29 protein-coding genes are annotated in these 26,560 nt (G+C 69.0%); 19 read left to right on the top strand and 10 right to left on the bottom strand.

Annotated elements, in window-relative coordinates; all coding sequences use genetic code 11:
• Positions 1–118: 118 nt before the first annotated feature.
• From ABD156_RS25530 to ABD156_RS25505, 6 genes are read left to right on the top strand one after another with little or no spacing between them, the layout of a single operon-like run.
• Complete coding sequence (locus tag ABD156_RS25530; protein ID WP_344278653.1) at positions 119–1,024, top strand: dihydrodipicolinate synthase family protein; 906 nt, start codon at positions 119–121, stop codon at positions 1,022–1,024.
• Between the two features lie 39 nt (positions 1,025–1,063).
• Positions 1,064–2,065 carry a proline racemase family protein gene (locus ABD156_RS25525; protein ID WP_344278650.1) on the top strand — a complete coding sequence of 334 codons (1,002 nt, stop codon included), beginning with the start codon at positions 1,064–1,066 and terminating at the stop codon, positions 2,063–2,065.
• Positions 2,062–3,213 (top strand): NAD(P)/FAD-dependent oxidoreductase, encoded by a 1,152-nt coding sequence (locus ABD156_RS25520; RefSeq protein ID WP_344278647.1) that lies wholly within the window; start codon positions 2,062–2,064, stop codon positions 3,211–3,213. The genes ABD156_RS25525 and ABD156_RS25520 overlap by 4 nt, the downstream gene beginning before the upstream one ends.
• Positions 3,210–3,467 carry a (2Fe-2S)-binding protein gene (locus ABD156_RS25515; protein ID WP_344278644.1) on the top strand — a complete coding sequence of 86 codons (258 nt, stop codon included), beginning with the start codon at positions 3,210–3,212 and terminating at the stop codon, positions 3,465–3,467. The genes ABD156_RS25520 and ABD156_RS25515 overlap by 4 nt, the downstream gene beginning before the upstream one ends.
• Positions 3,460–4,836, top strand: coding sequence for an FAD-dependent oxidoreductase (locus ABD156_RS25510; protein ID WP_344278641.1), 1,377 nt, complete (start codon positions 3,460–3,462; stop codon positions 4,834–4,836). Before ABD156_RS25515 ends, ABD156_RS25510 begins: the two co-directional genes overlap by 8 nt.
• 29 nt (positions 4,837–4,865) lie before the next feature.
• Positions 4,866–5,546 carry a GntR family transcriptional regulator gene (locus tag ABD156_RS25505; protein ID WP_344278638.1) on the top strand — a complete coding sequence of 227 codons (681 nt, stop codon included), beginning with the start codon at positions 4,866–4,868 and terminating at the stop codon, positions 5,544–5,546.
• Positions 5,547–5,594: 48 nt separating this feature from the next.
• On the opposite strand, the gene mmsB is transcribed toward ABD156_RS25505, so the two are convergent.
• From mmsB to ABD156_RS25465, 8 genes are all read right to left on the bottom strand, one after another.
• On the bottom strand, positions 5,595–6,836 hold the full coding sequence (mmsB, locus tag ABD156_RS25500; protein ID WP_344278635.1) for a multiple monosaccharide ABC transporter permease: 1,242 nt from the start codon (positions 6,834–6,836) through the stop codon (positions 5,595–5,597).
• Positions 6,833–8,353 carry a multiple monosaccharide ABC transporter ATP-binding protein gene (gene mmsA, locus ABD156_RS25495; RefSeq protein ID WP_344278632.1) on the bottom strand — a complete coding sequence of 507 codons (1,521 nt, stop codon included), beginning with the start codon at positions 8,351–8,353 and terminating at the stop codon, positions 6,833–6,835. Before mmsA ends, mmsB begins: the two co-directional genes overlap by 4 nt.
• Positions 8,350–9,456 (bottom strand): multiple monosaccharide ABC transporter substrate-binding protein, encoded by a 1,107-nt coding sequence (chvE, locus tag ABD156_RS25490; RefSeq protein ID WP_344278629.1) that lies wholly within the window; start codon positions 9,454–9,456, stop codon positions 8,350–8,352. The genes mmsA and chvE overlap by 4 nt, the downstream gene beginning before the upstream one ends.
• 17 nt (positions 9,457–9,473) lie before the next feature.
• Complete coding sequence (araA, locus tag ABD156_RS25485) at positions 9,474–10,979, bottom strand: L-arabinose isomerase (RefSeq protein ID WP_344278626.1); 1,506 nt, start codon at positions 10,977–10,979, stop codon at positions 9,474–9,476.
• A 25-nt stretch (positions 10,980–11,004) separates the two neighbouring features.
• Positions 11,005–11,682, bottom strand: a complete 678-nt coding sequence (locus tag ABD156_RS25480) for an L-ribulose-5-phosphate 4-epimerase (protein WP_344278623.1) — start codon at positions 11,680–11,682, stop codon at positions 11,005–11,007.
• Positions 11,682–13,352: a ribulokinase gene (gene araB, locus ABD156_RS25475; RefSeq protein WP_344278620.1), complete on the bottom strand. Its 1,671-nt coding sequence runs from the start codon at positions 13,350–13,352 to the stop codon at positions 11,682–11,684. The genes ABD156_RS25480 and araB overlap by 1 nt, the downstream gene beginning before the upstream one ends.
• A gap of 108 nt (positions 13,353–13,460) precedes the next feature.
• A complete protein-coding gene (locus ABD156_RS25470) occupies positions 13,461–14,477 on the bottom strand; it encodes a LacI family DNA-binding transcriptional regulator (protein ID WP_344278617.1) in 1,017 nt (338 codons plus the stop codon).
• Positions 14,478–14,737: 260 nt separating this feature from the next.
• Positions 14,738–15,346 (bottom strand): TetR/AcrR family transcriptional regulator, encoded by a 609-nt coding sequence (locus tag ABD156_RS25465; protein WP_344278616.1) that lies wholly within the window; start codon positions 15,344–15,346, stop codon positions 14,738–14,740.
• Between the two features lie 23 nt (positions 15,347–15,369).
• Here ABD156_RS25465 and ABD156_RS25460 point away from each other — a divergent pair, with 23 nt between their 5' ends.
• Entirely contained in the window at positions 15,370–15,837 is a 468-nt protein-coding gene (locus ABD156_RS25460; protein WP_344278614.1) for an SRPBCC family protein, read from the top strand.
• A gap of 188 nt (positions 15,838–16,025) precedes the next feature.
• Here the strand turns inward: ABD156_RS25460 and ABD156_RS25455 are convergent, their stop codons facing one another.
• Entirely contained in the window at positions 16,026–16,466 is a 441-nt protein-coding gene (locus tag ABD156_RS25455; RefSeq protein ID WP_344278611.1) for a VOC family protein, read from the bottom strand.
• Positions 16,467–16,539: 73 nt separating this feature from the next.
• Between ABD156_RS25455 and ABD156_RS25450 the strand changes: the two genes are divergently transcribed.
• From ABD156_RS25450 to ABD156_RS25440, 3 genes are all read left to right on the top strand, one after another.
• Positions 16,540–17,058, top strand: a complete 519-nt coding sequence (locus tag ABD156_RS25450; protein ID WP_116203116.1) for a MarR family winged helix-turn-helix transcriptional regulator — start codon at positions 16,540–16,542, stop codon at positions 17,056–17,058.
• 394 nt (positions 17,059–17,452) lie between these two features.
• On the top strand, positions 17,453–18,031 hold the full coding sequence (locus ABD156_RS25445) for a VOC family protein (protein ID WP_344278606.1): 579 nt from the start codon (positions 17,453–17,455) through the stop codon (positions 18,029–18,031).
• Between the two features lie 300 nt (positions 18,032–18,331).
• On the top strand, positions 18,332–18,457 hold the full coding sequence (locus ABD156_RS25440; RefSeq protein ID WP_344278603.1) for a hypothetical protein: 126 nt from the start codon (positions 18,332–18,334) through the stop codon (positions 18,455–18,457).
• A 4-nt stretch (positions 18,458–18,461) separates the two neighbouring features.
• Here the strand turns inward: ABD156_RS25440 and ABD156_RS25435 are convergent, their stop codons facing one another.
• Complete coding sequence (locus ABD156_RS25435) at positions 18,462–19,946, bottom strand: aldehyde dehydrogenase family protein (RefSeq protein WP_344278601.1); 1,485 nt, start codon at positions 19,944–19,946, stop codon at positions 18,462–18,464.
• A gap of 291 nt (positions 19,947–20,237) precedes the next feature.
• On the opposite strand from ABD156_RS25435, the gene ABD156_RS25430 reads away from it, so the two are divergent.
• The 9 genes from ABD156_RS25430 to ABD156_RS25390 all read left to right on the top strand — a co-directional run bounded on the left by ABD156_RS25430 (position 20,238) and on the right by ABD156_RS25390 (position 26,557).
• On the top strand, positions 20,238–20,756 hold the full coding sequence (locus ABD156_RS25430; protein ID WP_344278598.1) for a cupin domain-containing protein: 519 nt from the start codon (positions 20,238–20,240) through the stop codon (positions 20,754–20,756).
• A 12-nt stretch (positions 20,757–20,768) separates the two neighbouring features.
• On the top strand, positions 20,769–21,707 hold the full coding sequence (locus ABD156_RS25425) for a PDR/VanB family oxidoreductase (RefSeq protein WP_344278595.1): 939 nt from the start codon (positions 20,769–20,771) through the stop codon (positions 21,705–21,707).
• Positions 21,708–21,716: 9 nt separating this feature from the next.
• On the top strand, positions 21,717–21,965 hold the full coding sequence (locus ABD156_RS25420) for a hypothetical protein (protein ID WP_344278592.1): 249 nt from the start codon (positions 21,717–21,719) through the stop codon (positions 21,963–21,965).
• A gap of 71 nt (positions 21,966–22,036) precedes the next feature.
• The gene (locus ABD156_RS25415) at positions 22,037–22,258 is read left to right on the top strand and encodes a recombinase-like helix-turn-helix domain-containing protein (protein WP_116204621.1); all 222 of its coding nucleotides are present in this window, start codon (positions 22,037–22,039) and stop codon (positions 22,256–22,258) included.
• Positions 22,258–23,316 (top strand): Rieske 2Fe-2S domain-containing protein, encoded by a 1,059-nt coding sequence (locus ABD156_RS25410; protein ID WP_344278587.1) that lies wholly within the window; start codon positions 22,258–22,260, stop codon positions 23,314–23,316. The genes ABD156_RS25415 and ABD156_RS25410 overlap by 1 nt, the downstream gene beginning before the upstream one ends.
• Positions 23,317–23,332: 16 nt before the next feature.
• Positions 23,333–24,259: a VOC family protein gene (locus ABD156_RS25405; protein WP_344278584.1), complete on the top strand. Its 927-nt coding sequence runs from the start codon at positions 23,333–23,335 to the stop codon at positions 24,257–24,259.
• Positions 24,247–25,035: an aspartate dehydrogenase domain-containing protein gene (locus ABD156_RS25400; RefSeq protein WP_344278581.1), complete on the top strand. Its 789-nt coding sequence runs from the start codon at positions 24,247–24,249 to the stop codon at positions 25,033–25,035. Before ABD156_RS25405 ends, ABD156_RS25400 begins: the two co-directional genes overlap by 13 nt.
• Positions 25,032–25,820 (top strand): alpha/beta fold hydrolase, encoded by a 789-nt coding sequence (locus tag ABD156_RS25395; protein ID WP_344278578.1) that lies wholly within the window; start codon positions 25,032–25,034, stop codon positions 25,818–25,820. The genes ABD156_RS25400 and ABD156_RS25395 overlap by 4 nt, the downstream gene beginning before the upstream one ends.
• Positions 25,817–26,557, top strand: coding sequence for a 3-oxoacyl-ACP reductase family protein (locus tag ABD156_RS25390; protein ID WP_344278575.1), 741 nt, complete (start codon positions 25,817–25,819; stop codon positions 26,555–26,557). Before ABD156_RS25395 ends, ABD156_RS25390 begins: the two co-directional genes overlap by 4 nt.
• Positions 26,558–26,560: the final 3 nt, after the last annotated feature.

Here is a 26,560-nt window from a genome sequence, read left to right as displayed (position 1 = left end):
AGTGACCCAGGTCATAGGAAGCGAGCGCGAAAAGTCGAGCGGTTGCGAAAGAGAGAAGTGTCGTGCCAGAGTCTCAGTGCAATGTCACATGACACATTGCCGGAACCAGGGAGACCCGATGAGCCCGGTGGACCGACCTTGGCGCGGCATCCATGTCGCGACCGCCCTGCCGTTCGACGACGACCTTTCGGTGGACTACGACGGTTTCGCCGAGCACGTCCGGTGGCTTGCCGAAAACGGCATGGACGGCGTGACTCCCAACGGTTCGCTGGGGGAGTACCAGACCCTCACGGACGAGGAGCGGGCGCGCGTCGTCGAAGTCGCGGTCGAGGCCGCGCCGGACGGTTTCGGGGTCATGCCCGGTGCCGCCGCGTACGGCTCGGGAGAGACCTGCCGATGGATCGAGCAGGCGGCTCAGGCCGGCGCGCACTCGGTGCTGTTGCTCCCGCCCAACGCGTACCGGGCCGACGCCGACGCTGTCGTTGAGCATTATCGCGCCGCGGCCGTGGTGGGCCTTCCGATCGTCGCGTACAACAATCCGTATGACACCAAGGTCGACTTGACTCCTGAACTGCTCGCGCGGCTTTTCGAGGAAGACCTCATCGTGGCGGTCAAGGAGTTCACCGGCGATGTCCGGCGCGCGTACGAGATCGCCGAAATCGCGCCTGGGCTCGACGTGCTGATCGGCAGCGACGACGTGGTGCTCGAACTCGGCATCGCGGGGGCGGTCGGCTGGATCGCCGGATATCCGAACGCGCTGCCGGTCGCGTCGAAGAAGCTCTACGACCTGGCGACGTCGGGTCAGGCCCAGGACATCGCCTCGGCGATCCCGTTGTACCGGGACCTGCATTCGTTGCTGCGCTGGGATTCCAAGACCGAGTTCGTGCAGGCGATCAAGGTTTCGATGGACCTCGCCGGGCGCAAGGGCGGCGCGTGCCGTCCGCCTCGCCGCGCTCTGACCGGCGCCGCCGCGGGCCGGGTGAAGGCCGATACCAAGGCTGCTCTCGAAAAGGGCTATCGCTGATCCGCTGCCGCAAGAACTTCGCCCAGGAAGCGAGAACCGATGAGGACGACTCGAATCATCCACGCGGTCGATTCCCACACCGAAGGCATGCCGACCCGCGTGGTGACCGGCGGAGTCGGCGTGTTTCCCGGCGCGAGCATGGCCGAACGCCGGGTGTGGTTCCAGGAGAACGCCGACGACCTGCGGACCTTCCTCATGTGCGAGCCGCGCGGGCATTCCGCGATGAGCGGCAGCATCCTGCAGCCGCCGACGCGACCGGACGCCGATTACGGCGTGCTTTTCATCGAGGTCTCGGGCCTGCTTCCGATGTGCGGGCACGGCACGATCGGGACCGCGACGGTCCTGGTGGAAACCGGGATGGTTCCCGTCGTCGAGCCGGTGACGACGGTTCGGCTGGAAACGCCTGCCGGTCTGGTGGTCGCCGAGGTCGCGGTCACGGACGGGAAAGCCGCGTCGGTGACGATCCGCAACGTGCCTTCCTTTTCGCTGGCGCTGGACGCGAGCGTCGAGGTTCCCGGCTTCGGGGACGTGCGCTACGACCTCGCGTTCGGCGGGAACTTCTACGCGATCGTCGACCTCGGCGACTTGGGCCTGCCCTTCGACCGGAAGGCCAAGAACGAGCTGCTCGACGCCGGTCTGAAGATCATGGACGCGATCAACGAACACGCGATGCCCCGGCATCCCGAACGCCCGGACATCTCCGGCTGCCACCACGTCTACCTCAAAGCGCCCGGCTCCGACGCGAAACATTCGCGGCACGCCATGGCTATTCACCCCGGATGGTTCGACCGTTCGCCCTGCGGCACCGGGACGAGCGCCCGGATGGCTCAGCTGCACGCACGCGGCGAACTGGCCCTGGACACCGATTTCGTCAACGAGTCCTTTATCGGCACCACTTTCACCGGGAGACTGGTCGAGGAAACGAAAGTCGGGGGAATACCGGCGGTAGTGCCGACCATCACCGGGCGCGCCTGGATCACCGGCACCGCGCAGTACATGCTCGACCCGACAGATCCGTTCCCCGCCGGGTTCGAGCTGTGACCACGCCGGACGTCCTGATCATCGGCGCCGGCGCGCTCGGCGCCGCCACGGCTTGGTTCGCGACCCGTGCGGGCCTTTCCGTCGAAGTCGTCGAACAAGGGCAGGTGGCCAGCGGCACGACCAGCAGCTGCGAAGGGAATCTGCTGGTCTCGGACAAAGAAGCCGGACCTGAACTCGATCTAGCGTTGTTGTCGCTGGCGGCCTGGCGTGAGGAGCTTGGCGAGCACGGCTCGCTCTGGGAGTTCGAGCAGAAAGGCGGCCTGGTCGTTTCGTCCACAGTGGACTCCGCTGCTGGGCTGGCCCAACTGGCCGAGCGGCAACGTATCGCGGGTGTCGAGGTGCTTGACCTTGCCCCGGAAGCGATTCCCGACTACGAGCCGCATCTGACCCGTGAGCTTTCCGGAGCCGCGTTCTATCCCCAGGACTGCCAGGTGCAACCCATGCTGGTAGCGGCTCACCTGCTCCGGATGGCGCGCGAACGCGGCGCCGAGGTCCGCACCGGCACCCGCGTCGTCGGGTTTCTCCGGGACGGCGACCGGATCCTCGGCGTCCGAACCGATCGCGGAGACCGGTACGGCGGATGCGTCGTGAACGCCGCGGGAACCTGGGCGGGGGAGGTTGCCGCGCTCGCCGGCGTGGAGGTCCCCATTCTGCCGCGCCGGGGCTTCATTCTCGTGACGCAACCGCTGCCGCCGACCGTGTTCCACAAGGTGTACGCCGGGGAATACGTCGCCAGCACCCAAAGCTCCGGCGAAGGGCTCCAAACGTCAACGGTCGTCGAGGGAACTCAGGCGGGGACGATCCTCATCGGCTCCTCGCGCGAGCGGGTGGGCTTCGACCGTTCCGTGTCGCCGCGGGCACTCCGGGAGATCGCCGCGAAGGCGCTCGTGCTCTATCCGTCGCTGAGCCGGGCCAAGGTGATGCGCAGCTACCTGGGGTTCCGTCCGTACTGTCCCGATCACCTCCCGGTCATCGGACCGGACCCCCGGGCACCCGGCCTGTGGCACGCGGCGGGCCATGAAGGCGCGGGCATCGGTCTTTCCGCCGGGACAGCGAAGATTCTCGTCCAAGCGCTTCTCGGCGAGGCGACCGACCTCGACATCTCGCCCTTCGCACCCGAACGGTTCGCCATGATGGAGGCCTCGTGACCACAATCGTGACGCTGACCTTCGACGGCCAGCCGCTCACCGCGTCGCCCGGCCAGAGCGTCGGAGCTGCGCTCACCGATGCCGGGGTGCGCTCGTGGCGCACGACTCGCCGCGGCGGTCGGCCCCGGGGCCTGTTCTGCGGGATCGGTGTCTGCTTCGACTGCCTGATCACCGTGGACGACGTGGCTGACCAGCGGGCCTGCTTGGTTCCCGTCCGGGACGGAATGGTCGTTCGGAGCGACTCCGATGAGTAGGTACGACGTGATCGTAGTCGGCGGCGGTCCCAGCGGTCTCGCGGCCGCGGCGGCAGCGTCCGGGAACGGCCTGCGCGTGGCACTCGTCGACGCCTCGTCCCAGATCGGCGGCCAGTACTGGCGCCGGCCGAGCGATCAAGCGGCCGCGCAGCAGGGCACGACACTTGAGTCGCTGCGCCGACGCCTGATCGACGTCGACCATTACCCGGAACACCAGGTCTGGCTTCTCGAACCGGGCGGAGAGCACAGCCTTCACCTGGCACCGGTCCACGAAAGCGTGCGCACCGCGGCCCCGCCCGTCCTCCGCGCACGTTCCCTGATCCTCTGCCCGGGCGCCTACGACCGCCAGCTGCCGATCCCGGGGTGGGATCTCCCCGGGGTGATGGCGGCGGGCGGAGTCCAAGCCCTGGTGAAGGCCCATGGCGTCCTCCCCGGCAGGCGAGCCGTCGTCGCGGGCACCTGGCCCTTCTTGCTTCCGGTGGCGCGGCAACTCGCGGAAGCGGGCGCGGAGGTCGTCGCTGTCTGCGACGCGAACAGCCTCGCGGGCTGGCTGCGGACACCGCTCGGCGCGATGGCTGTTCCGGCCAAAATGGGCGAAGCCGTGTCGTACGCCGCCGCGTTCGCGCGGCACCGCATTCCCTTCCGGACCCGCACGATCGTGGCTTCCATCGAAGGCGGCGACAAGGTCGACGCCGTGCGGCTTCGCAAGGTCGACCGCGCCGGAACCGAGACGCTCGACGGAATCGACCTGGTCGCCCTGGGATGGGGATTCACGCCGTCGCTCGAACTGATCCTCGCGGCGGGTGCCGCTACTCGCGTCGACCTCGACGAATCGCTGGTCGCCGTGGTCGACTCCTGGCAACGCACCGATGTCGCCGGTGTCTATGTCGCGGGCGAGGCCACCGGAGTCGGCGGGGCGCTGCTCGCACTTGCTGAAGGCGAACTCGCGGGCTTGGCCGCGGCTAGGGACCAGGGCCGCTCTGTGGACCGCGGACGCGCCGGACGCCTCCAGCGCCAGGTGCGGCGGGGGAGAGCTTTCGCGACTGCCATGCATCGCGCGCATCCTCTGCCGCCGGATTGGCAGGACTGGCTCGAACCGGACACGACGGTGTGCCGCTGCGAAGAGGTGACCGTCCAGGACATCCGCGACGCCTGCCAGTCTCTGGGCGCCGTCGACGCGCGGACGGCGAAGCTCCTGGCACGACCCGGGATGGGCTGGTGCCAGGGCCGCGTATGCGGATTCGCCTCGGCCAAGCTCGCCCAGGGCAAGGGAAAACGCTTGGCGGTCAACGATCTCGCGCCGATGTCCAAACGGTCGATCGCGATGCCGGTGTCCTTGGAACGGCTCGCGACGGACGAAGCTCACTAGGATGAGCGTCCGATGAAGAGGAGTGACGGATGAGCGCGAACATCCAGGAGTTCGAGAAGACGACACTCCGGGAGCGGGTCTCGCACGCCCTTCGCGCCGCAGTCGTGGCCGGGGAGCTCGAACCCGGCAACGTCTACTCCGCGCCGGAGCTGGCCAAACGGTTCGGCGTATCCGCCACTCCCGTGCGCGAAGCGATGCTCGACCTGGTTCGCGAAGGCCTGGTCGAGACGGTCCCGAACAAGGGTTACCGGGTCACGGAGATGGCCGAGAGCGAGCTGGACCAGATCACCGAGCTTCGCATGTTGATCGAGCCTTCTCTGGTGGCCCGCGCTGTCGCGCACATTCCGGACGGTGATCTGCCGGAACTTCGAGCCATGGCCCAGGCCATTGTGGACGAAGCGGCCGCGGGCGACCTGGTCGCGTACACCGAGGCGGACCGGGCGTTCCACCTCAGGCTGCTGGACTACGCCGGGAATGGCCGGGCGACTTCGCTGATCGCCGATCTGCGGGCGCATACGCGGCTTTACGGGCTCGCTGCATTGTCCGAACGCGGCGAATTGGAGGAGTCCGCACGCGAGCACCACGCGATCCTCGACGCGATCTCCGGTGGGAATGCTGGGCTGGTCGAGAAGCTCATGCGTACGCACATCGGGCATGTGCGCGAGTCGTGGGCTAGTGCTGAGCCTACGCAGCGGAAGCGGAATTCCTGACGTTCGCGGAACCCCGGTGGGCGGCGCCGAAGCACCGCCCACCGAAGGTCAGCGGGCGGCGGCCCCAGCGCGCCGCTTCGTCCAGATGTCATAAGCGACCGCCGCGAGCAGCACGGCACCTTTGACCAGCATGACGCGTTCGCTGGGCGCGCCAACGAGGGACATCCCGTTGTTGATCACCGCCATGATCAGGCCGCCGGTGATAGCCCCGACAACCTTGCCGACACCGCCCTGGACCGCGGCTCCGCCGATGAACGCGGCGGCGATGGCGTCCAGCTCGAAGTTCACACCCGCAGTCGGCCCAGCCTGGTTGAGGCGGCCGGCGAAGATGATGCCGGCCAGTGCGGCCAGGACGCCCATGTTCACGAAGACCCAGAACGTCACGGATTTGACCTTGACCCCGGACAGCGTCGCGGCCTGCAGGTTCCCGCCGATGGCGTAGACGTGCCTGCCGAACACGGACTTCCCGGCGACCAGGGAGTAGCCGAGCACCAGCACGGCGAGCAGGACCAGCACCCAAGGCAGGTTGCGGAACCGGGCGAGCTGCACGACGACCGCGAGCACGAGCGCGGCGGCGACGGCGATCTTGAGGACGAACAGCGGGAACGGGTCGACTTCCTGGCCGTAGCCGAGCCGCGCGCTGCGTTTGCGCCATTGCGTGAGCACGATTCCGGCGATCACGACGACGCCGGCGAGGAGGCTGAACAGGTCCGCGCCGCCGAGGGGGCCGAGGCCGATGTTGCCCAGGTAGCCGCCGGTGAAGCCGTTGGACAGGGTGCGGATGGCGTCGGGGAAGGGGCCGATGCCCTGGTTGCCGAGCACGGTGAGGGTGAGCGCGCGGAAGGCGAGCATCCCGGCGAGGGTCACGATGAAGGCGGGGATGCCGAAGTACGCGACCCAGTATCCCTGCCAGGCGCCGATCACCGCGCCGACGACGAGGGTGATCACGACGGCCAGCGGCCAGGGCAGGCCGAGGTTGACCGTGAGGACCGCGGCGACCGCGCCGGTCATCGCCACGACCGAGCCCGCGGACAGGTCGATGTGCCCGGAGATGATCACCAGGATCATCCCGACGGCGAGGATGAGCACGTAGGAGTTCTGCACGATGATGTTCGAGATGTTCTGCGGTTCGAGCAGCGCGCCGCCGGTGATCGCCTCGAACAGGACCACGATCAGCGCGAAGGCGACGTAGATGCCGCTTTGCCGGAGGTTGATCGAGATCCGCCGGGGGCTGCGCCCGGCGGGCGGGGCGGCCGGATCGGCGGGCCGCACCGGGTTCGTGGTGGTCATGGCCGTTCCTTCGTCATGTGTCGCATGAGCAGTTCCTGGGTGGCCTCGGCGCGCGCGACCTCGCCGGTGATCCGGCCCGCGGACAGGGTGTAGATGCGGTCGCAGAGGCCGAGCAGTTCGGGGAGTTCGGAGGAGATGACGAGGACCGCTTTCCCTTGCGCGGCCATCTCGTTGACGATCGTGTAGATCTCGTACTTCGCGCCGACGTCGATGCCGCGGGTCGGCTCGTCGAGGATGAGCACGTCCGGATCGGTGAAGATCCACTTGGCCAGCACGACTTTCTGCTGGTTCCCGCCGGACAGCTTGCCGGTGACGCTGCGCACCGACGGCGCCTTGATCCGCAGGTCCCGGTGGAACCGGGCGGCGACGTCGTGTTCGGCGTGCTCGTCGATCCAGCCGCGGCGGGCCACGGTGCGCAGCCCGGCCGCGGTGGTGTTGCGCTGGATGTCGTCGATCAGGTTGAGCCCGTACAGTTTCCGGTCCTCGGTGGCGTAGGCGATGCCGTTGCGGATGGCGTCTCGGACGGACCGCAGCGTGATCTCCTTGCCGTCCTTGACCAGCCGGCCCGAGATATTCGTGCCGTACGAGCGGCCGAAGACGCTCATCGCGAGTTCGGTGCGGCCCGCGCCCATCAGCCCGGCCAGTCCGACGATCTCGCCGCGGCGCAGCGTCAGATTCGCCTCGTCCACTACGACCCGGCCGGGCTGGCTCGGGCTGTGCACGGTCCAGTCCTCGATCCGCAGCACCTCGTCGCCGATGTCCGGTTCCCTTGGCGGGAAACGGTGTTCGAGGTCGCGCCCGACCATGCCGGTGATGATGCGTTCCTCGCTCAGCCCGGCGGCGTCGAGCGTTTCGATCGTCTTGCCGTCGCGCAGGATCGTGACGGTGTCGGCGATCGCGGTGACCTCGCCGAGTTTGTGCGAGATGATCACGCAGGTCACGCCGTCGTCGCGCAGTTCGCGCAGCAACGCGAGCAGGTGCGCCGAATCGTCGTCGTTGAGCGCGGCGGTCGGCTCGTCGAGGATGAGCAGTTTGACGCGCTTGGACAGGGCTTTGGCGATTTCGACGAGTTGCTGTTTGCCGACGCCGAGTTCGCTGACCGGCGTGACGGCGTTCTCGCGCAGCCCGACCCGGCGCAGCAGTTCGGCAGCCTCGTGGTTCGTCCGGTTCCAGTCGACCCAGCCGCGCTTGACCCGCTCGTTGCCGAGGAAAATGTTCTCCGCGACCGAAAGCTGCGGGCACAGCGCGAGTTCCTGGTGGATGATCACGATGCCGCGACGTTCGCTGTCGCGGATGGACCCGAACGCGCAGTCCTCGCCGTCGAAAGCGATCTCGCCTTCGTAGCTCCCGTGCGGGTAAACGCCGGACAGGATCTTCATCAAGGTGGATTTCCCGGCGCCGTTCTCGCCGCAGACGGCGTGGATTTCCCCGCGCCGCACCGAGAGCGTGACGTCGGACAGCGCGGTGACGCCGGGGAAGGTCTTGGTGATCCCGCGCATGCCGAGCAGTTCGGTCATTTCAGCTGGCCCGCCGTGTAGTAGCCGGAGTCGAGCAGTTCCTTCTGGTAGTTGGACTTGTCCACCACGACCGGCTGCAGCAGCTGGGCCGGGACGACCTTCTTGCCGTTGTCGTAATCGGTGGTGTTGTTGACCGCGGGCTTCTGTCCCTTGAGGACGGAGTCGGCCATTTTCACCGTGACGTCGGCGAGTTTGCGGGTGTCCTTGAAGACGGTGGAGTACTGCTCGCCGGAGATGATCGACTTGACCGAGGCGACTTCGGCGTCCTGTCCGGTGACCACCGGGTAGGGCTGTCCGGCCGAACCGTAGCCGTTGCTCTTGAGCGCGGACAGGATGCCGATCGACAGGCCGTCGTACGGGGAAAGCACGCCTTGCACCTTCGCGCCGCCGGTGTAGGTCTTGGTGAGGAGGTCTTCCATGCGCCGCTGCGCGGTGGCCGGGTCCCAGCGCAGGATCGCGGTGGTGGCGAAGGCGGTCTGGCCGCTCTTCACGACCAGTTTCTTGCTGTCGATCAACGGTTTGAGCACGGACATGGCTCCGTTGAAGAAGAACGTCGCGTTGTTGTCGTCGGGCGATCCGCCGAACAGTTCGATGTTGAACGGGCCGGGTCCGTCGCCGAGGCCCTTGACCAGCGAGTTGGCTTGTTCGACCCCGACCTTGAAATTGTCGAAGGTGGCGTAATAGTCGACGGCGGGCGAGTTGCGGATGAGCCGGTCGTAGGCGATCACCGGGACCTTGCGATCGGCGGCCTCTTGCAGCTGGGTGGTCAGCGCGGTGCCGTCGATCGAGGCGACGACCAGCAGCTTCGCGCCCTTGGTCAGCTGGTTCTCGATCTGGTTGACCTGGGTGGGGATGTCGTTCTCGGCGTACTGCAGGTCGACCTTGTAGCCGAGCTTTTCCAGCGCGGCCTTGATGTTGTCGCCGTCGTGGATCCAGCGTTCGGACGATTTGGTCGGCATCGTCACGCCGACCAGCGCGCCCTCGGACCCGCCTGCCTGCTGGTCGGCGGTTTTCGCGCTGGACCCGCAGGCGGCGACGCCGAGTGCGAGCACGGCGGCCCCGGCTGCCGCGGCGGCGGCGCGGATTCCTCGAGTGAACTTCATTGTTCGTTCTCCTTCTTTCAGAAGCCCTGGGCGAGCCGGTGGTAGGCCTGGTTCCAGCGGATGCGGTCGGCGAAATCGGAAGTGGTGGTGTGCTCGTCGATGACCAGCAGTTCGACGTCGAGCATGCGGGCGAAATCCCGCAGGGTCTCGGTGCCGACCGCCTGGGTGAGCACCGTGTGGTGCGGGCCGCCCGCGGTGATCCACGATTCGGCGGACGTGGTGAGCGACGGCGCGGGCTTCCACACGGCACGCGCCACCGGCAGGTTGGGCAGCGGCGCGTCGGGCGGAACGACCTCGATCTCGTTGGCTACCAAGCGGAACCGGTCGCCGAGATCGGTCAGGCCCAGCACCGCGCCTCGGCCGGGCGCGGCGTTGAAGACGAGCCGCACGGGGTCCTCGCGGCCGCCGATGCCGAGCGGGTGGATCTCGCACGACGGCGTGTCCGCGGCGATGCTGGGGCACACTTCGAGCATGTGCGCACCCAGGATCTTGGGTTCGCCGGGTCCGAAATGGTAGGTGTAGTCCTCCATAAAGGACGTTCCGCGAGCCGAACCGTGGCCCATCGCTTTCACCGCGGCCAGCAGTGCGGACGTCTTCCAATCGCCTTCGCCGCCGAAGCCGTAGCCGTCGGCCATCAGCCGTTGCACGGCCAGTCCTGGCAGTTGGCGGAGCCCGCCGAGATCCTCGAAGTTCGTGGTGAACGCACCGAATCCGCCGTCGGTGAGGAACGAGCGCAGGCCGATCTCGATCTGTGCCGCGTACCGGAGGGAATCGTGCCTTTCACCGCCACGGGCCAGTTTGGGCGCGAGGCGGTACTCGTCGGTGTATCGCGAGACTAGGTCCTCGATGTCCACAGTGGACGCGGCGTCGACTCGTTCGGCGAGTTCGGTGACACCGTAGGTGTTGACCGAGACGCCGAAGCGCAGCTCAGCTTCGACCTTGTCGCCTTCGGTGACCGCGACGTCGCGCATGTTGTCGCCGAACCGGGCCAGTTTCAGATTCCGCAGATGTGCCGCACCGATCGCCGCCCGCGCCCAGGCGTCGATGCGGGCGACCACCGCCGGGTCGGCCGCGTGCCCGGCGACGGTTTTGCGCGGTATCCCGAGCCGGGTCTGGACGAACCCGAATTCCCGGTCGCCGTGCGCGGCCTGGTTGAGGTTCATGTAGTCCATGTCGAGACTGGCCCACGGCAGCGCCGCGTCGAGCTGGGTGTGCAAGTGCAGCAACGGTTTGCGCAGTGCGTCCAGGCCGCTGATCCACATTTTCGCCGGGCTGAACGTGTGCATCCACGCCATCACGCCGACGCAGGCGGGGTCGGCGTTGGCCTCCTGAAGCACCTGCCGGATCCCGGCGGACTCGGTCAGCACCGGCTTTCCGATCAGTTCGCACGGCAGGCCGCCGGAATCGGCCAGCAGCTGCCGGATCCGCAGCGACTGCCCGGCGACCTGGTCGAGGGTCTCCTCGCCGTAGAGCGCCTGGCTGCCGGTGAGGAACCACACCTGCGGCTTGGTCGCGGAGGTCATCTTTTCTCCTTGCTGGATCAGGGTTTCAGCGCTGCCCGTAGACGTTCTGGTAGCGCGCGTGCAGGCGGTCGACGTCGGTTCCCGACAGCGGGGCGGGCGTGCCGAGCTGGTGTGCGATGTGGACGGTGCGGGCCACGTCCTCAACCATCACCGCGGCCTTCACCGCGTCGCGGGCGGTGGCGCCGACGGTGAACGGGCCGTGGTTGCGCATCAACACGGCGGGGGAGCGGGTCGCACGAAGGGTTTCCACCAGGCCGCGGCCGATCGAGTCGTCGCCGATCAAGGCGAACGGGCCGACCGGGATCTCGCCGCCGAACTCGTCGGCGATCATCGTGAGCACGCACGGAATCGGCTCGCCGCGCGCGGCCCAGGCGGTGGCGTAAGTCGAATGCGTGTGCACGACGCCGCCGATCTCCGGAAGGTGCCGGTAGACGTAGGCGTGCGCGGCGGTGTCCGACGACGGCGCGAGTTCGCCGTGCACGAGGTTGCCGTGCAGATCGGTGACGACCATCGTGTCGGCGGTCAGATCGTCGTAGGACACGCCGGACGGCTTGATCACCATCAGGTCCTCGCCGGGCACTCGCGCCGAGACGTTGCCCGCGGTCCAGACCACCAGCTCGTTGCGTGTCAGCTCGCTGTGCAACCGCGCGACGGATTCCCTCAGCTCCGCGATCGTCCCGCGCGCTTGTGCGGTCAGCGTCATCAGTTCTGTCCTTTCGCGACAGTGGCTAGCTCGCGGCGGCGCGCGGCGAGACGGTGCATGACGTCGTTGCCGCCGCGGCCGAAGTAGTCGTGCAGCGCGGTGTATTCCGCGTAGAGCTCGTCGTAGGCGGACACGTTCGCCAGCACCGGCTGGTACGCCATCCGCTGGACCGAACCCATCGCCGCCGCGGCCGTGCGTACGTCGGGATAGGCGCCGGCAGCGACCGCGGCGTGGATCGCCGAGCCGAGCGCGGGTCCTTGCGCCGAGCCGATCAGCGAGAGCGGGAGGCCGGTGACGTCGGCGTAGATCTGCATCAGCAGCGGGTTTTTGGTCAGGCCGCCCGCGATGATCAGCTCGGTGACCGGAACTCCGGCGGTCTCGAACGTCTCGATGATCTTGCGGGTGCCGAACGCGGTGGCCTCCAGGAGCGCGCGGTAGACGTGTTCGGGCCGGGTGCTCAAGGTCTGCCCGACGAGCACGCCGGACAGCTCGTGGTCGACCAGGACCGATCGGTTCCCGCTGTGCCAGTCGAGTGCGATGAGGCCGTGCTCGCCGATCTCCTGCTGCGCCGCGAGGCGGGACAGGAATTTGTGGAGGCCTTCCGCGCTCGCAGTGTCCGAATAGGACGCTGGCACGCAATGTTCGACGAACCAGCCGAAGATGTCGCCCACGCCGCTTTGGCCCGCTTCGTAGCCCCACAGGCCGGGGACGATGCCGCCGTCGACGACTCCGCACATGCCCGGGACCTCGCGCAGGTCCGCGCCGATCATCACGTGACAGGTCGACGTGCCCATGATCGCGACCATCTGGCCCGGCTCGACCGCCTGCGCGGCCGGGGCGGTGACGTGCGCGTCGACGTTGCCGACGGCGACCGCGATCCCGGCGGGCAGCCCGGTCCAGGCCGCCGCCTGAGCGCTGAGCTTTCCGGCGAGGGAGCCCAGCTGTCCGATCGGATGATCGAGCTTCTCGTCCACAAAGGACTCGAATCCGGGGTTGAGCCGGCGGAGGAATTCCCGGTCTGGGTAGCGGCCGTCCTGGTAGATCCCCTTGTAACCGGCCGTGCAGGCATTGCGGACGTAGGTCCCGGTCAGCTGCCAGACGATCCAGTCCGCCGCCTCGACCCAATGCCGCATGGCCAGGTAAACCTCGGGGGCTTCCTCGAACACCTGCAGCGCTTTGGCGAACTCCCACTCGGACGAGATCAGCCCGCCGTAGCGCGGCAGCCACGGCTCGGCGCGCTCGCGGGCTGTCGCGTTGATGCGATCGGCCTGCGGCTGTGCGGCGTGGTGGCGCCACAGCTTTACGTACGCGTGCGGGTTTCCCGTGAACTCCGGAAGTTCGGACAGCGGAGTGCCGTCCTCGGTGGTCGGGATCATCGTGCAGGCCGTGAAATCTGTGCCGAGCCCGATGACGTCCCGTGGGTCGGCGCCCGCTTCGGCGAGCGCGGCGGGCACGGCGGTGCGCAGGACGTCGACGTAGTCGGACGGCACCTGCAGCGCCCAGCCGGGCGGCAGCTCCTCGGCGGTGGCGGGAAGCCGGTCGTCGACGACCCCGTGCCGGTATTCGGTCACGGCGCTTCCCAGTTCGGCGCCGTCGCGCACCCGGACCACGACCGCGCGTCCGGAAAGCGTGCCGAAGTCGATGCCGACGACGAGGGAATCTGCTGGCACTGGAGGAATTTCCTTCCGGGTTCCGCGCCGCGCGACGGGTCAGTTGCGCGGTACTGTTAGCGCTAACATTTGAAGGGTGCTGTGTCTCGCCGGGGGTAGCCGTGCTGTTTACCGAGGCCCGGTGCTGTCCCGGACGATCAGATCGGGGGCGACGAGGTGCCGGATGCCGGGATCGCCGCCTTCCATGCGTTCGACGAGCAACCGGAAAGTCCGCCGCCCGACCTCGATGAAATCCTGCCGGACGGTGGTGAGCGGCGGGCTGAAGTACGCCGCCTCGGGCACGTCGTCGAATCCGGCGACGCGAACCTGTCCCGGCACCGCGATGCCCGCTTCGGCGAACGCGCGCAACACGCCCAAGGCCATCTGGTCGTTCGCGACGAACACCGCGTCGGGTCGTGTTTCAGCGACCAGGCGACGGCCCGCGTCGTAGCCGGAACGAGGACTCCAGTCCCCGCGCAACGGCGGCGGCACCGGTGCGCCGCGCCGCTCGAGCGCTTCGCGCCAGCCGCGTTCCCGCTCCAGCGATTCCAGCCAGTCCTCCGGTCCGGCGACGTGCCACACCGTCTCGTGCCCGAGCGACAGCAGATGCTCGGTCACCCGGCGGGCCCCGTCGTACTGGTCGACGGAAATCACCGGCACCGGAACGGATTCGCCGCCGCCGACCGCCACCATCGGCACGTCCGCGGGCACCTGCCGCAACGCCTCGCCGGCCGCGACGTGCGGCGCGATCACCACGATCCCGCCGACGGCCTGCCGCCGCAGATTGTCCACCGCCTCCGCGAACGACGACCGCCGAGGACGGCTGACGCTGGAAATCGTGACCCCGTAGCCCTCCTCGCGGGCGGCGTGCTCGATCCCGTACAGCGTGCTCGCCGGACCGTACAAATTGGACTCCAGCGCCACTACGCCGAGGACGCTCGACCTGCCGGTCGCCAACGTCCGGGCCGCCGAGTTGGGCCGATACCCGAGCTGCTCCACCGCGGCGAGCACCCGCGCCCGCGTCTCCGCGCGGACAGGCCCGGTGTCGTTGACGACCCGCGAGACCGTCATGTGCGAAACCCCGGCCATCGCCGCCACCTCGGCAAGCCCCGGCTGACGTTTGGCTGAAGACCCGTCGATGGGCATCCCCGCACCTCCTTGGGCCGGCGGGTTCGAGCATGGCAATGTTAGCGATAACAGCGGCCAGGTCAAGCCTTTGTTTTCAGCAGGGCGCCCCGTTCGCCGAGCGCGGCGCTCGCGGCGGGGGAGTACGTCTGCGTGGAGGCGGTTCGTCGCAGCGTTCCGTCATGTCGGGTTTTGGGCGGCAGCGGCAACTTCCGGGTGCCGCTTGGGGTTGACGGCAGCGCGGACGATCGCGGCGATGCTCCCGGGCGGAATCCGCTCGGTTATCGCGCCTTGAGCCCGAGAGAAACCCGTGCCTGCGACGTCCACGCGGCCAGAAACGCTTCCTCGCCCACATCCCCCGGAGTGTGCCCCACGAGCGCTTCGAGAATCGGGTAGTACGTCAGCGAAGCGAGCAACACCGACGCGGTGGACTCGGGATCCTCGACCTGAAACTCCCCACGCCGCACACCGGACGCGATCCACTCCGTCGCGACCGTGTAGACCGAGCCGAGCACGCCGTGCCACATTTGCTCCAGCAGGTCCGGAAACGGCTCCAGCTCCCGGAAAATAATGCGCAGCGCCGCACGGTCCCGGCGCATGCTGTCCCAAACCAGCCGCGCGACTGCCGGCAGTGCCTCGTCCGGCGCTTCGGGAAGCGCGGCCGCTTGCCGGCTGCTCTCGCTGACCCCCGCGAGGTGTTGCCGCACGATTTCCTCCAGCAGCGCCCGCTTCGACGGGAAGTGCTTGTACAGCGCCCCGGAGCCCGGGTTGAGCCCGCAGGCGCGCTGGATGTCGGCGGTCGAGGTCTGGCCGAAACCCTGTTCGGAGAACAGCCGGGTGGCTGCCGCGACCAGATTCTGCCGGGTCACTCCGGGAGTTGAACGCGCCATAGTGAGAGAGTACTCTCTTTCGTATGATCGAGGTTCAGGTGACTGAGACGATCAACTGCCCGGCGGACCGCGTGCTCGAGTTCGTGATGGATCCCCGTGCCTATGCCGCGGTCGACCGCAAGATCGGCGCGATCGACTGGGTGCGGCGCGACGGGGACGTGACTGAATTCCGGTTCGGCAGCAAGCTTCCGGGGCTGCCCGGTCCGGCGACGAAGATTGTTTCGCGGATGAGCCGGACCCCGGGCGAACGGGTGGACGTGCGGCTGCCGCCAATTCCGGCGAATCGGCTGGCTCGTCTCGTGTCCGAGTTCAGTGCCAGCTGGGTGTGCGTCGCCTCGGGCGGGCAGACCGCGGTCACGCGGACGCTGCGCTGCGGGTTCAAGGGTCCGATGAAGTGGTTGGCGGAACCGATTCTGCGCCGCACGCTGCGGCCGGACGTCGAGGACGAAATGCGGCAGGCCAAGGCAGCGCTGGAGGCCCACCGGTCCTGAATGAGACAGCAGCTCAGCCGAAGGCGAACCGGGGGAATGCCGCCGCGGAGGTTTCCTCGGAAGCGTCAGTCCACTCTCGAACGATCGGCACTGCCCGCGCGACGGCGATGCCGGGTTCGCTGCTCGGTTCGCTCCGAGCGATGTGTCCACTGTGGATTAATTCCGCCCGGCACCGCTTCCGCCGCGTCTCAGCCCAGTTCTTGGGCGAGCCCGACGACGATGTTTTCCGGTCCCCGGACGTAGCACAGCAGGTAGATGTTCTCGTACTGCACCACTTCGTCGACTAGTTCGGCCCCGTGCGCGCGCAGGCGGGCGAGGGTGTCCTCGAGGTCGTCGACCGCGAACATCATCCGGCGGATGCCCAGGGTGTTCGCCGGAGCGTTCCACGGCTGCGGGGCGTTGGCCTTCGGCTGGTGGAACTTCGCCAGTTCGATCCGGCCGGGACCGTCCGGGACGCGCAGCATGGCGACGTCTTGCTTGACGTCTTTCAGTCCGACCACCCGTTCCGCACCGCTCCAGTCGAGCGGGCCTTTGCCCTCCAGCTCCAAGCCTAGTTCCACGAAGAACGCGATGACCGCGTCGAGGTCCTCGACGACGATGAGGACGTTGTCCATCCGCTTGACTGCCATGCGGTCACCGTAGCCCTCCCGGAAAACCTTAGTAATGCTATTCTTAGCGCAAAGCTATTCACGGGGGTGCCGGATGCCGAAGCGGACCGAGCCGGACGAGGTCGACGAGATGCTCGCGCAGTGGCGCGCGGAGACGCCGGACGTCGACACGTCGCCGCTGGCGGTGTTCGGGCGGTTGCACCGTTCGTTCGACCGGTATCAGCGGCAGCTGACGCGCGTGTTCGCCCGGCACGGGATCACGGTCGCGGACTTCGGGATCCTCGCCGCGCTCCGCCGGGGCGGCGCGCCTTACCGGCGCACGGCCGGCGACCTCGCCGACACGAATCTTCTGACCACCGGCGGCATCACGCAGCGGGTCGACAAGCTGGTGCAGGCCGGGCTCGTCCGCCGCGAACGCGACGAGGACGACCGGCGCGTCGTGTTCATCGGCCTCACCGAGGAAGGGCTCGCGGCCACGGACAAGGTCGTGCACGAGCATTTTCCCAATGAGAACCGCATGCTGGCCGGGCTGACCGCGGCGGAACGGGCGCAGCTGGCGAAACTGCTGGGGCGGTTGGAGCGATCGCTGGACCAGGCTGAGTTCGGCGACTGAACTTCGGGTTGCGCGAGCAGTTCGGGGGCTCGCACTGGGTGGCGGCCGGGGGTCGCGGCAGGCTGCGGCGATGTCGCTGGTGTCGCCAGGGTGGCGGCTGGGGCGTGGAAAGCTGCGGCGATGTCGCTGATGTCGCTGATGTCGCTGATGTTGCCAGGGCGGTTGGCGGCTGACGGCGAGCTGCACAGCACCGCCGCCCCGCCCCGCCCCGCCCCGCCCCGCCCCGCCCCGCACCGCCGCCGCATCGCACCGCACCGCCGCCGCACCGCCGCACCGCCGCACTGCCGCACCCCACCGCACCGCCGCGGCTTCGCCGGGCACCGTGACCGCCCGGCTGTTCGCATAAGCAAATAGCTCCGTGTCGTTTCGGCGGATCCGGGCTTAGGTTCGGGCAATGGCTAACGAATTGACCATTCCGCTCCTGCCTTGTCGCTCCATCGACGACGTCGCGCCGTTCTACGAGATGCTCGGCTTCGAGGTCACCTCCCGGCAGGACCGGCCGTACTCGCACCTCGCGGTGCGCCGGGAAGACCTCAATCTGCACTTTTTCGGGATGGACGGCTACGACCCGGCGCAGTCGTACAGCACGTGCCTCGTCATCGTGGCGGACACCGGCGAGCTGTTCGAGGCCTTCGCGGCGGGAATGCGGTCCGTGCACGGAAAACTGCTCGTCTCCGGCATCCCGCGGATGACCCGGCCGCGGCTGCGCAACGACCGCTACACCGGGTTCACCGTCGTCGATCCGGGCGGCAACTGGATCCGGATCAACCAGGCCGCCAAAGAACCCGAGGCGCGGACCAAGCTCGCGAAAGCCATGGAGAACGCCGCGAGGCAGGCGGATTCGCACGGCGCCGAACGCCAGGCGCTGAAGATCCTGGAAGGCGCGTTGAAGCGGGCGACCGGCGACGAACCGGAGTTTCGGGCGGCGCGGGAGTTCTGCGACGAGCTGGCGGAACGGATCGAAGGGGCCTGACCGCCTCGGGGGTCGCAGGTCGTGAAGTGAAGCTGCACAGGGATCGCGGCAATCGGCCGGCGCCCCAGCCAGCAGCGCAGTGTGGCGTAAGGAAAGCCGTTGCCTCCCAGGATGCGCCACGCCAGGGCCAGGCGTTGGCCCAGTGTCAATTCTGCTCGTCGTGCGGAGAAGAATTCTTCGGACGGCGCCGATAGCACGCGAGAATGAGCCGTTCCAGGTCGTCGGTGGGAATATTCCACTCGCGGCGGGCGCGGAGCGCGAGGCAGAAGACCGTCAGCCGCGCGCAGCCACCCCGCGACGGTGCGTTGCCTCGCGCCGAAAACCGGGAACTACGCGTATTTCTCCCTGATCGACAACGCCACCGGGACCACCGGCTACGTCGCCGAACCGTACGTAGCGCCGGCCAGCAAGGTCCGCACCTGCTGACGGATCAGCCGCGCGCCCACGGGATCGGTTCGTCCGCCAAGCTCAAGTACAGGCTCTTCTGCCGCTGGTAGCTGCGGATCGCGGTGCGGCCCTTGTCCGTGCCGAGGCCGCTTTCCTTGGTGCCGCTGAACGGCGTCGAGATGCTGAACTGCTTGTACGTGTTGATCCACACCGTCCCGGCGTCGACGCGGCGGGCCAGACGGAGCGCGCGGCGGTAGTCGGCGGTCCAGATGCCGCAAGCCAGGCCGTAGACGGTTGAGTTGGCCTGGGCGACCAGGTCCTCCTCGTCGTCGTAGGGCAGCAGGACGCCGACCGGGCCGAAGATTTCCTCCTGGCACGTCTTCGCGTCCGGGGCGAGACCGTCGAGCAGGGTGGGTTCGTAGTAAGCGCCGCGCGACAAACGTTCATCAGAAGGGATTTGGCCGCCACACAGGACATTCGCGCCTTCTTCGCGGGCGCGGTCGACCATGGCGGCCACCTTGTCGCGGTGCGCGAAGGTCGCCAGCGGTCCGACCTGGGTGGCCGGATCGACTCCGGGGCCGAGTCGCAGTGCCGAAGCGGCCGCGACCAGGCGGGCGGCCCAGGCGTCGTACTGCTCGCGGGGCAGGAAGATCCGCGATCCGGCGATGCAGCTCTGTCCGGTCGACGAGAAGATTCCATACAGGATTCCGGCGACGGTCTCCTCGACGTCGGCATCCTCGCAGACGATCGTCGGGGATTTGCCGCCCAGCTCCATGGTGACCGGGATGATCCGGTCCGCGGCGATGCGGCCCAGCACGCGACCGGTGGTCGTGCCGCCGGTGAAGGCGAGCTTGCCGACCAGCGGATGGCGGGAGAGGGCGTCGCCGACGACCGAGCCCGGGCCGGGCAGGACGGACAGCAGCGCGGGCGGGACGCCGGCGTCGTGGATGAGACGGGCCAGCGCCAGCGAAACCAGGGGAGTGGCTTCCGCCGGTTTGAGCAGAACGGCGTTCCCGGCGGCCAGCGCGGGGGCGATTTTCTGGGCGTCGCTGGCGATCGGCGAGTTCCACGGCGTGATCGCGCCGACGACGCCGATCGGTTCGTGCACGCTCATCGTCAGGTGCGCGCCGCGGCTCGGCGGGAGTTCGCCTTCGAGGGTTTCGAGCGCGGCCGCGTAGTAGCGGAAGGTGCCGGCGGCGCTCGCGACCAGCGCGCGGGTCTCGCCGAGGGCCTTGCCGGTGTTGCGGGTTTGCAGCAGCGCGAGCTGCTCGGATTGGTCCTCGATCGCGTCGGCGACACGCGTGAGCAGGCGGGCGCGCTGGTGCGGCAGCAGGTCGCGCCACGCCGGATCCGCGGCGGCTTCGGCGCCGGCGCGGGCGGCGGCGTCGACCTGGGAAGAGTCGGCGGCGTGGATCGAGGCGACTGTCGAACCGTCGGCGGGATCCACGCACGCGGACGCGGGACCGCCGCCGCGCTGCCAGCCGCCGCCGACCGGGATTTCGTCGGGCGGGACGGGGAAGGGCTGCATGGCGAGGTCCTCTCGGCGCGGGTGACGGGGTGCGACCGAGGAAACCTTAGACCTAAGATTTCGTCAAGACCTGGCCCGGCGAAGGTCCGTGAAGGGCTCCTTGAAGGAATCGGATTCCCTCGAGGGGTCCTTCACGGCCCGCGAGCCGCCGGGAGGGCGCCGGAAAGAATTTTAGGCCTAAGGGGTTGTGCGGATCACAGCCCGCAGGGTACAACCCTTACCAGTAAATCTCTTAGACCTAAGGCATTCGGCGGCGAGCCCGCCGAGGACCACCGGAGGAGTTGCCCCGCGATGACCACCACCGAAAGCAAGCACCAGCCCCTCGAGGAGCTCATCGACTCGTGCATCGCCGCTCGCGAGACGCGGTACGAGGACTGGGACACCCTCGGCTTCCAGGCCGCCGCGAAGGGCGACGAGTTCCGCCGCGCGCAGATCCGCTACATCGGCTCCGGCGCGACCGGCAACCACGACGGCGACGCCCGCCAGCTGCCCTCGGAGCACTTCACCTTCTCCAACATGCGGCTTCCGGTCGGCGCGATCGGCCCGGAGCACACCCACCACGACGTGGAAGAGGCGTTCTTCGTCCTCGAAGGCACGCTGGAGGTGACCGTGCACGACGTCGAGGACGGCACCAAGACCGCCACCCGCACCCTCGGCTACCGCGACCTGATCCGCGTGCCCGCCGGAGTGCCGCGCAGCCTGCGCAACGCCGGCGACACCGACGCGCTGTTCTGCGTGATCATCGGCGCGCAGAAGCCGCAGCTGCCGACCTACCCGCCCACCTCGCCGATGCACGGCGTCACCCGCTGAGAAGAGACCGCGATGCCGACGATGCTGCGGGTGCACCGGACGACGTGGCTGGCCGACCGGGTCACGCAGGTGGAACTGCGCGATCCGGACGGAAAGCCGCTGCCCGGCTGGGAGCCGGGAGCGCACCTTTCCCTGCACCTGCCGAATGGGCTGGTCCGCGAGTACTCCCTCTGCGGCGACCCGGCCGACACCCGCGCGTGGACGGTTGCGGTGCTGCGGGAGGAATCCTCGCGCGGCGGCAGTGCGTGGGTGCACGAGCGGCTCACCGCGGGGAGCGTCATTCCCGTCGAAGGCCCGCGCAACACCTTCGAACTGCACGACGCTCCGGAGCACCTGCTCATCGCCGGCGGCATCGGCGTCACCCCGATCCTCGCGATGGCGCGGAAACTCGCCGACGGGTCCGCGTCGTGGTCCATGCTCTACTGTGGACGGTCGCGCGGCGGGATGGCTTTCCTGGGCGAGCTTTCCGGGCTCGCCGGGGACCGGCTGGAAGTGCACGCCGACGACGAGCACGGCGGCCCGCCCGATCTGGCCGCGAGGCTGGCCGGGCTCGCGCCGGGCACGGTCGTGCATTGCTGCGGCCCGGAACCGCTGCTGCGCGCGGTCGAGGCGGCGTTGCCGGAAACGGCGACCTTGCGGGTCGAACGCTTCCGGGCCCCCGAGGCTCCGGCAGCCGCGCCGGGAACGGGATTCGACGTCGTGTGCGCCGGTTCCGGTACCCGGGTTTCGGTGGCCGCCGACGAGTCCATTGTGGACGCTTTGGGGCGCACCGGGATTTCCGTGCCCACCTCGTGCCGCGAGGGCGTGTGCGGGACTTGTGAAACGAAGGTGCTCTCCGGCGAGCCGGACCACCGCGATTTCGTGCTCGACGACGACGAGAAAGCGATCGCCGGAACCATGATGCTGTGTGTGTCCCGGTGCCGGTCCGCCGAACTCGTTCTGGATCTTTAGGAGCCGGCCATGGCCGGACACACCCACCGGCAGCTCGCCGTGCTGCGCGCCGCCGCCGCGGGGCACGTGGAAATGACGTGCAGCCGCGAACCGCACCTCTACGTCGACGGCCTCGCCTGCTGCGACCCGACCCTCGGGCACCAGCTGGCCGGGCTGCTCGCCCCCGAACCGGCCGCTCCGCGCGGACCGGGGCTGCGGGTGCCCGCGGTGCTCACCGCCGCCGGGCAGGCCGCGCTCGCCCCGACCGCCGCCGCTTGAGGCCCGGGCGCGGCGATCCCGGTGAGAACCGCGCACGAGGCCTGACCACCACGAACCGAAGGGAACGTCCGATGCCGCTGCAGCTGCGGCCGGTGCAAAGCCGCACCGCCCCGCCGACGAGCTACGAGAACGCGCTGGCCGACGAGCTGGAAGCCGTCTACGGCCGGGGCGTGCACGACCTGCCCGGCGTGGTCTCCGCGCTCAACGCGGGCGGCCTGCGCCCGGCGGACGGCGCCGACTGGACCGAAGAGACGTTCGCCGCCGAACTCGCTCGGCTGGCAGGGGAGGCGTGATGGCGACCAAAACCGCCGAAGAGCTGCTGGCACTGGGCCTGCGCGACCGCTGGTACCCGCTGTGCCCGTCCGGCACCGTCAAGCGCGGCGAGCTGACCCGCATCGAACGGGCCGGTGAGCAGCTGCTGCTCTGGCGCGACTCCGCCGGCATCGTGCACGTTCAGGAAGACCGCTGCCCGCACCGCGGCGCGCGGCTTTCGCTGGGCGTGCACATGGGCGATCGGGTCGCGTGCAACTACCACGGCGTGCAGGTGGACGGCGACGGCGTCGTCGTGTCGGTGCCCGGCAGCCCGGGCTGTGCGCTGGAGGGTCGTCCCGCGCTGCGGACGTTCCCCGCGCAGGAACACGCCGGTGCGGTGTTCGCCTGGTTCGGCCTGGACGAGTCCGCCGAACCGACGCCGCTGCAGGTGCCGGACCCGATCGCGGGCGGCGAGTGGGACAACTTCCTCTGCTACGTCGAATGGGACGCCCCCTACGGCTACTCCCTGGACAACCTGCTCGACCCGATGCACGGCGCGTTCCTGCACCGCAACAGCCACACCATGTTCGGCGGCAAGCGCGAGGCCGTCTTCCAGATCCGCGCGATCGACGACGGATTCGTCTTCGAGAAGACCGACCAGCGCGGCGTGAACTTCGACTGGGTGCAGCTCACCGACGCCGGCGCGCAGTGGGTCACGCTCGACATCCCGTACCCGGACACCGCCGGCCCGGGCGGCGCGTTCACCATCGTCGCCGCGCTGTGCGCGATCAACGAGACGCAGCACGCGGCGTTCTTTTGGCGCTGTCGCAAGGTTTCCGGCTGGGAACGCGACAGTTGGCGCATCCTCTACCGCAACCGGCTCGAAGCCCGGCACTGGGCGGTGCTGGAGCAGGACCGCGAGATGGCCGAAGCGATGCCACTCGACGCGTGGGACCGGGAAAACCTGTACCAGCACGACATCGCGCTCGTCCGGATGCGCCGACTGCTGCGTTCGGAAGCCCGCCGCCAAGCCGCCGCGCTCGCCGCTCCGCCCGCCGCACCGGCTCCGGCCGCGCCCGTGCCCGCCCCGACCCGCTGAAGTTTCAGGAGGCCCGATGTCCGCCGAACCCATCGCACGGCTCCGCGCCCTGCGCGCGGTGACGCTGCGTTCGACGCAGTGCGCCGATTCCGGCGAGTTCTACCGCGAAGTCTGGGGGCTGCAGCAGGTCGAAGCCGACCGCGGCGCCGTATGGCTGCGCGGTTCCGGCGACGAGCACCACGTGCTCCAGCTCGAACAGGCCGACCAGAACGCGCTGGGCAAGATCGCGTTCGCGCTCGCCTCCCCGCGCGAGGTCGACGCGGCCGCCGCCCGGCTGGCCGCGCACGGTGTCCCGCTGGTCACCGAACCCGGCAAGCTCGACCAGGTCGGCGGCGGGTACGGCCTGCGCTTCGCCGACCCGGAAGGCCGCCTGGTGGAGCTGTCCGCCGAGGTCGACGCGGTCGTCCCGGGCGATCCGTACGGGCGCGCCGCGGTGCCGCGGAAGCTGGCGCACGTCGTGCTCAACACGGTCGACATCGACGCGGCCTGCGAGTTCTACACGCGGGTGCTGGGCATGCGGATCTCCGACTGGTCCGAGCACCAGATGGCGTTCCTGCGCTGCAACGCCGACCACCACGTGATCGCCTTCAACCAGGCCGAATTCGCGTCGGTGAACCACATCGCGTACGAGATGAACTCGATCGACCACTTCATGCGCGGTATCGGCCGGCTCAAGCACAACGGCGTCACGCCGCTGTGGGGTCCTGGCCGACACGGTCCGGGCAGCAACACCTTCGGCTACTTCGCCGACCCGGCGGGGCTCGTCTGCGAGTACACCTCCGAGGTCGCGCAGGTCGAGGAAGACGCGTGGCTGTGCCGGGTGTGGCGGCGCACGCCGGAGCTGTCGGACCTGTGGGGCACCGCGGGTCCGCCGTCGAAGGACGTCCGCTCGCACATGCGCGGCGTGCCGGACCCCGGTTACTCGGCTTGGTGGCAGTCGTGAAGGTAGGAGTGCTGGGCGCGGGGTCGATCGGGTCGGTCGTCGCGGAAGCTCTGCGCGACGGAAAGGTGCCGGGCGCGGAGCTGGCCGGGGTCGTCGATCCGGCGCTTTCCCCGGCGGGGCTGCCGATGTGCGCGTTGCCGGAGCTGCTGTCCACTTCGGACTTGGTGGTCGAGGCCGCGGGCCAGCGAGCGTTGACCGACGCCGGGCCGCAGGTGCTGTCGGCGGGCTGTGACCTGCTGGTGGTTTCGGTCGGCGCGCTGGCGGCGGACGGGTTGCTGGAGAAGTTGCTCGCGGCCGGGCCGGGCGCGGTCCATTTGTCGACTGGCGCGATCGGCGGACTCGATCTGCTGCGGTCGGCGGCGTTGCTCGGGTCGTTCGAGCGGGTGGTCATCGAGACGACGAAGAAGGCGTCTTCGCTGGTCCAGCCGTGGATGTCGGCTGCGGAAGCGGAGGAGTTGCGGCAGGCGACCGCGCCGGTCGAGTTGCGGCGCGGTCCTGCGCGAGAGATCACCGCGGCGTTCCCGAAGTCGGCGAATGTGGCCGCGTCGGTGGCGTTGGCGGTGCGGGATTGGGACGTCGTGGAGGCGGCAGTGATCGCTGACCCGGCCGCGCCGCTGACCTCGCACGTGATCACCGCGGTCGGCCCGGCGGGGGAGTACCGGTTCGAGATCAAGAATCGGCCGTCGCCGCAGACACCGACATCTAGCCAGGTTGTGCCGTACGCGGTGCTGTCCGCGCTGGAAGCCTTGGCGACGCCGAGGGCGGTGTTCCGATGACTTCCATTGTGGACGGTGTGCAAGTACGGACAGCTGGCGACGGCAGCCCGGTGCTGTTGCTGCACGGCATCGGCGGTTCGAGCGCTTCGTTCGACGCGCAGCTCGCTGGTCTGGCACCGAAACACCGCGTACTGGCTTGGGACGCACCGGGTTACGGCGGTTCGGCCGACCCGGAAAAGCCGTTGGGCATGGCCGGATACGCCGCGCTCGTCGGCCGTCTGCTGACCTCATTGGACGCGGTGCCCGCGCACCTCGTCGGCGTGTCGTGGGGCGGCGTGATCGCGACCCGCGTCGCGCTGGAGTACCCGGAGGTCGTGCGGTCGCTGGTGCTGGCCGATTCGACGCGCGGCTCCGGCATCGACTCCGAGCGGGCCGCGGTGATGCGGGCCCGGCCGAGCGAGCTGAACCGGGTCGGAGCGGCGGAATTCGCCCGCCGTCGCGCGCCTCGATTGCTCGCGCCCGGTGCGGATCCCGCGGTGGCGCAACGGGTCGAGGACATCATGGCGGGCATCCGGCTGCCCGGGTACACCTCCGCCGCGGAATCGATGGCCGAGACGGATCACGGTCCGCGGCTGTCCCGGATTTCGGTGCCGACGCTGGTGCTCGTGGGCGAGCACGACCAGGTCACCGGTGTCGCCGAGGCGCGACGGCTGGCCGCGTCGATCCCGGGTGCGCGGCTGGAAATACTCCCCGGCGGGCACGCGGCGAATCAGGAGTCCCCGCGCCGGTTTTCCACCGAGGTCTTGGACTTTCTGTCCGAAGTGGACGCGGTGGTGGCGCGATGAAGGACCGGCTGTATGTAGTCACCGGCGCGGGCCGCGGTCTCGGCTGGGCGATTGCCCGCGAGATCGGCCGTCAAGGCGGTCGGGTCGTGGTCGCCGAACGATCTCCGGATCGCGCGGCGGACGGCGTCGCTCGGTTGCAGGCGGAAGGCGTTGAGGTGCATCGGATCGACACGGATGTCGCGGATCCGGATTCCGTCGCGGCCTTGGCGGACGCGGTCGCGAAGCTCGGCCCGTTGCACGGCTTGGTGAACAACGCGGCGATGGCGGACGGCGTGGGCGGCAAGCATTTCGCTGAGCTGGACGTCGAAGCGTGGGACACGCTGATGACCGTCAACGCTCGCGGCCCGTGGCTGGTCTCCCGCGCGCTGTATCCGCAGCTCGCGCAGACCGGCGGCCGCATCGTGAACCTCGCCTCCGACGCCGCGCTGTACGGCTCGCCGCGATTGGTCCAGTATGTGGCCTCCAAGGGCGCGGTGATCGCGATGACTCGCGCGATGGCCCGCGACGGCGGCCCGGACGGCGTGACCGTCAACGCGGTCGCGCCTGGTTTGACCGAGGTCGAAGCCACCGCGGGCATTCCGCAGGAGCGGCACGACCTGTATGCGCTGAATCGTGCGCTGTCCCGGCCGCAACAGCCGGAGGACGTGGTCGGTTCGGTGGCGTTCCTGCTGTCCGACGCGGCCTCCTACATCACTGGCCAGACCCTCGTGGTCGACGGCGGATTCGTCTGCAGCTGAAGG

Source organism: Amycolatopsis albidoflavus (genome assembly GCF_039525725.1).
Classification (GTDB): Bacteria; Actinomycetota; Actinomycetes; order Mycobacteriales; family Pseudonocardiaceae; genus Amycolatopsis; species Amycolatopsis albidoflava.
The sequence above is the reverse complement of the archived record's forward strand: the minus strand, read 5'-3'. Positions and strand labels throughout refer to the sequence as shown.

Bases quoted from the DNA above. Each gene is read 5' to 3' on its own strand.
- ABD156_RS25530 (WP_344278653.1), top strand. From the start codon at position 119: ATGAGCCCGGTGGACCGACCTTGGCGCGGCATCCATGTCGCGACCGCC.
- ABD156_RS25525 (WP_344278650.1), top strand. From the start codon at position 1,064: ATGAGGACGACTCGAATCATCCACGCGGTCGATTCCCACACCGAAGGC.
- ABD156_RS25510 (WP_344278641.1), top strand. From the start codon at position 3,460: ATGAGTAGGTACGACGTGATCGTAGTCGGCGGCGGTCCCAGCGGTCTC.
- ABD156_RS25505 (WP_344278638.1), top strand. From the start codon at position 4,866: ATGAGCGCGAACATCCAGGAGTTCGAGAAGACGACACTCCGGGAGCGG.
- mmsB (WP_344278635.1), bottom strand. From the start codon at position 6,836: ATGACCACCACGAACCCGGTGCGGCCCGCCGATCCGGCCGCCCCGCCC.
- mmsA (WP_344278632.1), bottom strand. From the start codon at position 8,353: ATGACCGAACTGCTCGGCATGCGCGGGATCACCAAGACCTTCCCCGGC.
- chvE (WP_344278629.1), bottom strand. From the start codon at position 9,456: ATGAAGTTCACTCGAGGAATCCGCGCCGCCGCCGCGGCAGCCGGGGCC.
- araA (WP_344278626.1), bottom strand. From the start codon at position 10,979: ATGACCTCCGCGACCAAGCCGCAGGTGTGGTTCCTCACCGGCAGCCAG.
- ABD156_RS25480 (WP_344278623.1), bottom strand. From the start codon at position 11,682: ATGACGCTGACCGCACAAGCGCGCGGGACGATCGCGGAGCTGAGGGAA.
- ABD156_RS25470 (WP_344278617.1), bottom strand. From the start codon at position 14,477: ATGCCCATCGACGGGTCTTCAGCCAAACGTCAGCCGGGGCTTGCCGAG.
- ABD156_RS25465 (WP_344278616.1), bottom strand. From the start codon at position 15,346: ATGGCGCGTTCAACTCCCGGAGTGACCCGGCAGAATCTGGTCGCGGCA.
- ABD156_RS25460 (WP_344278614.1), top strand. From the start codon at position 15,370: ATGATCGAGGTTCAGGTGACTGAGACGATCAACTGCCCGGCGGACCGC.
- ABD156_RS25455 (WP_344278611.1), bottom strand. From the start codon at position 16,466: ATGGCAGTCAAGCGGATGGACAACGTCCTCATCGTCGTCGAGGACCTC.
- ABD156_RS25450 (WP_116203116.1), top strand. From the start codon at position 16,540: ATGCCGAAGCGGACCGAGCCGGACGAGGTCGACGAGATGCTCGCGCAG.
- ABD156_RS25445 (WP_344278606.1), top strand. From the start codon at position 17,453: ATGGCTAACGAATTGACCATTCCGCTCCTGCCTTGTCGCTCCATCGAC.
- ABD156_RS25435 (WP_344278601.1), bottom strand. From the start codon at position 19,946: ATGCAGCCCTTCCCCGTCCCGCCCGACGAAATCCCGGTCGGCGGCGGC.
- ABD156_RS25430 (WP_344278598.1), top strand. From the start codon at position 20,238: ATGACCACCACCGAAAGCAAGCACCAGCCCCTCGAGGAGCTCATCGAC.
- ABD156_RS25425 (WP_344278595.1), top strand. From the start codon at position 20,769: ATGCCGACGATGCTGCGGGTGCACCGGACGACGTGGCTGGCCGACCGG.
- ABD156_RS25420 (WP_344278592.1), top strand. From the start codon at position 21,717: ATGGCCGGACACACCCACCGGCAGCTCGCCGTGCTGCGCGCCGCCGCC.
- ABD156_RS25415 (WP_116204621.1), top strand. From the start codon at position 22,037: ATGCCGCTGCAGCTGCGGCCGGTGCAAAGCCGCACCGCCCCGCCGACG.
- ABD156_RS25410 (WP_344278587.1), top strand. From the start codon at position 22,258: ATGGCGACCAAAACCGCCGAAGAGCTGCTGGCACTGGGCCTGCGCGAC.
- ABD156_RS25405 (WP_344278584.1), top strand. From the start codon at position 23,333: ATGTCCGCCGAACCCATCGCACGGCTCCGCGCCCTGCGCGCGGTGACG.
- ABD156_RS25395 (WP_344278578.1), top strand. From the start codon at position 25,032: ATGACTTCCATTGTGGACGGTGTGCAAGTACGGACAGCTGGCGACGGC.
- ABD156_RS25390 (WP_344278575.1), top strand. From the start codon at position 25,817: ATGAAGGACCGGCTGTATGTAGTCACCGGCGCGGGCCGCGGTCTCGGC.